Genomic DNA, 5,401 nt, shown 5'->3' with positions numbered 1-5,401 from the left:
TGATTTTCGATGCGGCCGAGAAGCCGTCCATTCGCCGCTGGGCGTTGTGCTTCACCGAGTATCAGGCACTGCGGTTGGTGTGTCTGCCGCTGGTCAGCCAATACCTGCGGGAGCCCATCGACGAAACGGCCGAGAAGAGCATCAAGGCGCTCAACACGGCGAGTTGCCGCGATCCGCCCCCGTTTTTCTCGGACTGGATCAGCCTGCTCTTCGCTGCGCAAGCACCTGCCGGAAGTGGGCATCGCGCCGCTGTTCGGCGGCCTGGACGCGGCGCTCGCCGCTCTCCGGCAACCGGAACCGCGCCCCGTCGGCTTGCGCGGCGAGTACCGCGAATCTGCTGGAAGCGATCCTCGCGTTGCGCAACGGCACCGCCCACGGCGGCCTGGCCGATGAAGCCGAGGCGGCGGCGCACGTTCGGGCTTACCTGCCGGTGCTGCATCAGGTGTTGCGCGCCTTCGCTTTCCTGGGCGATTGCGAGTTGCGGGTTTGCCGCGACCGGCCGGAGGCGATCCAGTCGGGCGATGCACGTTTGCGCCTGTTGCGCGGCGTCGCGCCGGGCGAGCCGGTGCTGACCGAGTTGTCGGACGACTTGAGCGACGCCCTGGCGGAATCGAGCGCGGTGTTGAGCGTGCCGGGCCGGCCGCCGCAGCCGCTGTATCCGCTGTTGCATCCGGTCGCGGAACGCGAGCCGCTCTATCTCTACGATGGCCATTACGGGATCCAGGTCGGCGTCAAGCAGGGCGTGGAGGAACGCAGCTACATTTATTATCTCGGCACGCACCACCGCGCCGAGGACACGCCGGCCTGCGGTCGGCTCAAGGACTTGCTGGCGGCGCGGCGCATCCACTTTTTCCTGAGCAAGGACAAGACCGCGCCCTGGACGATTGCGGACAGCGCGACCGATTATTCCCAACGCACCCTGAACGGGTTGCTGGGCAGCAAATACTTTCCGCCGTGTTATCTGCCGTTCGCGTCGATGGAACGGCACGTTGAACGCTTTCTGACCCTTCGGGCCAACCCGGCGCAATGGCCCAGCGACACCACCCGCCCGCGTTACGTCAACGGTCTGGTGCTGATCGGCTTGGCGGGGTCTGGGAAAACCAACTTGCTGGCGCATCAGGTCGAACAATGGCTCGCTGATCCCGGAAGATTGGCTGAGCGCGAGAACCGCAATCTGGTGCTGTTCCTGCGCGGCAACGGCGCTGTCGCGTTGCGGCCCGAGGGCTGTCGCCTGTTCCGCGACGTAGCGGAAGAGCTGGGCATCGCGGTCACTGCCGCCGGAAACCAGGGACAAGGCGAAATCGTCTTCGACCGCCGGTTTTAGCGGCTTCCGCGAATTGTTCGACCATTTGCACGGGCAGTGGAAAAACGACCGGGTGGAAGGACGGCGGCTGCTTCTGGTGCTGGACGCACTGAACGAAGCGCCGTTCGCCGAGATGGTGACCGACGAGGCGCTGGAGTTGATCGCGGTGGCGGCGTGCTATCCGTGGTGCAAGGTGATTCTCTCGACCCGGCAGGAGTGGCTGAGCCTTTGGGCGGGCAAGATGGGCGCTCAGGAAAAAAGCCGGCTGGAGGAACTGCGGCCCTGGCTGTACGTCGTCGAGCAGCCGGGAGAACACATGCAACAAAAGGGACCGCCGGTGCTGACGCTGGAGCCGTTCAGCGCCGAGCAGGCCGCCGAGGTGTATCGTCGCTATCAGGCGCACGCGGGCCATCCCATCGACGGCAAACGCATTCCCGCCTGTCGCGGCGCCTGGGAAACGCTGATCAAGCCGACCCGCGAGTTGCTGACCAATCCGCTGTATTTGCATCTGTTCATGGAGGCGTTCCGACGGTCGGGACGCCGAGGCCGGTGAAAAAAACCCGCCCGTCCTGTTCCGCCGGTACGTCGAGGCGGGCGATGGCGAACATCCCGGCCTGGAAGCCAGCGGTGGCGGCGGTCGTCGCCTGGTTGCTGGGGGATTTGGGCCGGCCCAGTGCCGATCTGGACGACGATGACGGTAACGCCATCCGCCGCGCCTGGGCGGCGGGTTTGAAACTGAGACCGAGGCGCGTTTGTTGCTCAGTCCGGTGGAAGGGATGGCGCACGAAGGCTTCATCGTCAAGCGGCTGGGCGAGGACGGCGGTGGGTATCGGTTCGTGTTCCAGACCGTGGCGGAGTATCTGATCTACCGTTATCTGCGATCCGCACAGCCTGCTCACGAAGACAAACTGGCCTACTGGACTCGCCGCGCGCAACCGGCAACGGTGTTTTCCGAATACGCCGGGGCGTTCGGCTTTCTGCTGCGCGACTGGGCGGCCAGCAACCAGTTGAATCGTCGGCCCGCTGGTGGAAGCGGCGTCGGGTTGGTTGGGCGGAGTGCTGACCACCTTTCTGGTCGAACAGGCGCACAGCGGCCATGTGCCCGGCCAGTGCAGCGCGGCGGCAGGACGCGGCGGCGCGGGCGTTGGAGGAAAACGGCGCGGCGGCCACGGCGCAGGCCTTTGATGCCGCGATTGCCGTGCAGGACGTCGGCTGTGCGCTAGCGGCACGGCGCTATTACCAAGCGTGCGTCGCCATCCGGGAAGCCCTGTGGGCGGCGCAGCTGGGCAGGTCGATATCGGCGATGGTCTGGCGATGGCCCACAACCTGGGCCTGCTGCTGAGCGCCGGCGGGCGCGGGACGGAGGCGGAAGCGGCCTACCGGCGCGCCGTGGCGCTCTGGGAACCGCTGTGGGCGGCGCACCCCGAGCGGGTGGACCTCGGCGACTGCCTGGCCTGGCCCCACAACAACCTGGGCACTCTGCTGAGCGCCGGCGGGCGCGGGGGCGGAAGGCGGAAGCGGTACCGCCGCGGCGTGGCGCTCCGGGAACCGCTGTGGGCGGCGAACCCGGAGTGGGTGGACCTCGGCTACGGCCTGGCCAGTGCCCACAACAACCTGGGCACTCTGCTGCAGGCGTCGGCGGGCGCGGGACGGAGGCGGAAGCGGCCTACCGGCGCGCGGTGGCGCTTGGGGAAGCGCTGTGGGCGGCGAACCCGGAGTGGGTGAACCTCGGCGACGGCCTGGCCCGGGTCCACAACAACCTGGGCACTCTGCTGAGCGGCAGCGGGCGGGGGGCGGAGGCGGAAGCGGCCTACCGGCGCGCGGTGGCGCTCATGGGAACCCCTGTGGGCGGCGAACCCGGAGCGGGTGGAGATCGGCGACGGCCTGGCCCGTGCCCACAACAACCTGGGCCTGCTGCTGAGCGCCGGCGGGCGCGGACGGAGGAAGCGGAAGCGGCCTACCGGCGCGCCGTGGCGCTCTGGGAACCGCTGTGGGCGGCGCACCGAGCGGTGGACCTCGGCGACATGCCTGCCCTGGCCACAACAACCTGGGCACTCTGCTGAGCGCCGGCGGGCGCGGGGCCGAGGCTTGGATTCACTTTGTCCGATCCGTGGATTAGAAGGCGATTACCGACCTGGCTTCTTCGACTCAAGGGTTGGCTCGACGCGCAGGAACCGTGGGCATCCCTCTGTTGTGGATGTAGAGCAAAGACCCTCAACGCCACGATTGCCAAAATCCTGGGCGCGCGGCTGGATCATGGTGATGCTCCTGGCGCCCCGCTCCGCTGATTCCGGGTGACTGGCAAGCCATCAGGGCACGGAGGCGGGCGGATCCTGCTTGATCTTGCTGCGGCGGAATTCACCGCTGGCCAAGAACCGACGCCACTGGCTCACCGTATCATCGCCCTGCGGCGACTGCCATTGCCCTTCTGCACCGACTGGCAACTTTATGAGGCCGCCGTGCAAGTCGGTTCGGACACCAGTGCGCGGGCTTTTCTGCACAGTGCTCTGGCCTTGTCCAAGTGTTGGATGGCAAAGGTGACTGCATTCATCGAGCAAATGCACTTAGCCCACCTGCTTTAAGCCAGGATGAACTCCTGATGGCTATTTACGCTTCTTCTGCGCAGCGATCCGCGCCGAGAGGTCGATTCCGCCTCGTCGGAGCGGTGGCAGAATTACCTTGGCTGAAAACGGCTGCCCCAGAAATCAAAGGATATGGAGGCCCAGATTCAGCCAACGATACATAAAAGTGACGAAAACGGCGTGCCTGTGGTGAGCGCAAACGTTCTTTACGGACGTTTCCTTTTCGTCAGTCGGTTCCGCGTGCCGGCGGATGGCAAGGTTGATATGTTCGATGACACACCGATCGCCCAGGATCTACCCGTTCGCAGCGAACGGTTTGTCAAACCGCTGCGCTTTGAAGTGGAGCAGTGAAGGAAGGAACCAATACCTGACGGATTGAACAGCCCTTCCCCTCTGTCTCGGCACACTTTGTAAAAAACCAGCGGCATTCAAAAAACCTCGGCGCGGCGCGTTTCTTCTCTTGAAACCCCGCTGTCGCCAGGGTCGCTCCTCCATGCCGCACCATCACTCTAGTCCTTTCCACCGCCTGGCCTGCTGGGCGGGACTTATCGTGTTCGGCCTCGCGCTTGCCCTACCCTGCCAGGCGCGCGTCGTCGGGTTGGTGCTGGACGATTCCGGCAGCATGGCACCCATCTTCGAGCGGGCGCAGTTCGCCACCCAACTGCTGGTCTCGGTGCTGGACCCCGACGACCGGCTGTACCTGGTCCGCCTCAACGGCGACGGCGGCCGGTCGGCGGCCCGCTCGACCTGAACGGCCGCCCGGCCCTGCTGGCGCAGATCCGCGACCGCTGGCAGGCGCTGCGCAACAACCCCGTACCCCCTACGCGCCCCTGGAGGCGACGCTCGCCGCCCTGATCGCCGCCGCCCAGCCCGGCGAGGAAGCCCGCCTGCTGGCGATCACCGACGGCGAATTCACCGATCCGCCCGCGCTCGCCGATCTGCGCCAACGCCTCGCCGCCCTCCAGGCCACCTTTCGCGGCAAGAATCTGGCGGTCCACTTCGTCGTCTTGCACCAGCAACGGGATTTGCGCGCCGTCATCGCCGCGCAGGGCGTCCGGGACGCGCTGCTGACCACTTTCAACGGCAGCCCGGACAGCGGGCGGATCGACATCGAGCGCGCCCAGGCCGTGTTCCCCGAACTGCGCCGGGCGATCACCGAACTGTACGGCGCCGACGCCGAGCAGCGCGGAACGGTGGTGCGCATCGACGCCCAACATTTGCACCTGCATCCCCCCTTCAGCATTCGGCGGCTGGTGGTGGCGGTGGCCGACGAACGCGGCCACGAACCGGCGCGCTTCCAATCCGCCAACTTCGCGCTGCGCCCGGACCCGCCGCCCCGGTTCCAGCCCGCCACCGCCACGCTCCGGGCCAACGTCTACCCCCTGCAACCGGCTCAACCGCTGTTGCCCGGCGCGGACTACCAACTGACCTTCGACCGGCCCCTGCCGCCGGACACCCAGGTCCTGTTCGACAGTGGCCTCGAACTGGAGCTGCGCTTCTTCGTCCACGGCCAGCC

Annotated in this window: 8 protein-coding genes; 7 read left to right on the top strand and 1 reads right to left on the bottom strand. The window is 66.8% G+C overall.

Annotated features, from left to right (window positions below; genetic code table 11):
* Positions 1–355 precede the first annotated feature (355 nt).
* The 6 genes from IPK66_19215 to IPK66_19190 all read left to right on the top strand — a co-directional run bounded on the left by IPK66_19215 (position 356) and on the right by IPK66_19190 (position 4,636).
* Positions 356–1,324 carry a hypothetical protein gene (locus IPK66_19215; GenBank protein MBK8177297.1) on the top strand — a complete coding sequence of 323 codons (969 nt, stop codon included), beginning with the start codon at positions 356–358 and terminating at the stop codon, positions 1,322–1,324.
* A gap of 13 nt (positions 1,325–1,337) precedes the next feature.
* Entirely contained in the window at positions 1,338–1,856 is a 519-nt protein-coding gene (locus IPK66_19210; protein ID MBK8177296.1) for a hypothetical protein, read from the top strand.
* 543 nt (positions 1,857–2,399) lie between these two features.
* A complete protein-coding gene (locus tag IPK66_19205; GenBank protein MBK8177295.1) occupies positions 2,400–2,645 on the top strand; it encodes a hypothetical protein in 246 nt (81 codons plus the stop codon).
* 229 nt (positions 2,646–2,874) lie between these two features.
* Positions 2,875–3,366: a tetratricopeptide repeat protein gene (locus tag IPK66_19200; GenBank protein ID MBK8177294.1), complete on the top strand. Its 492-nt coding sequence runs from the start codon at positions 2,875–2,877 to the stop codon at positions 3,364–3,366.
* 651 nt (positions 3,367–4,017) lie between these two features.
* Positions 4,018–4,236 (top strand): hypothetical protein, encoded by a 219-nt coding sequence (locus IPK66_19195; protein MBK8177293.1) that lies wholly within the window; start codon positions 4,018–4,020, stop codon positions 4,234–4,236.
* A gap of 199 nt (positions 4,237–4,435) precedes the next feature.
* Positions 4,436–4,636 carry a hypothetical protein gene (locus IPK66_19190; protein MBK8177292.1) on the top strand — a complete coding sequence of 67 codons (201 nt, stop codon included), beginning with the start codon at positions 4,436–4,438 and terminating at the stop codon, positions 4,634–4,636.
* On the opposite strand, the gene IPK66_19185 is transcribed toward IPK66_19190, so the two are convergent.
* The gene (locus IPK66_19185; protein ID MBK8177291.1) at positions 4,596–4,904 is read right to left on the bottom strand and encodes a hypothetical protein; all 309 of its coding nucleotides are present in this window, start codon (positions 4,902–4,904) and stop codon (positions 4,596–4,598) included. The genes IPK66_19190 and IPK66_19185 overlap by 41 nt on opposite strands.
* A gap of 6 nt (positions 4,905–4,910) precedes the next feature.
* On the opposite strand from IPK66_19185, the gene IPK66_19180 reads away from it, so the two are divergent.
* Positions 4,911–5,401 (top strand): hypothetical protein (locus tag IPK66_19180; GenBank protein MBK8177290.1); only part of this gene is annotated, 491 nt, incomplete at its 3' end.

The sequence above is a fragment of the Rhodospirillales bacterium genome, from assembly GCA_016712595.1.
Taxonomy (GTDB): domain Bacteria; phylum Pseudomonadota; class Alphaproteobacteria; order Rhodospirillales; family Defluviicoccaceae; genus Defluviicoccus.
Note: the sequence above shows the minus strand (reverse complement) of the source record. Positions and strands in the feature narration are given on the sequence as shown.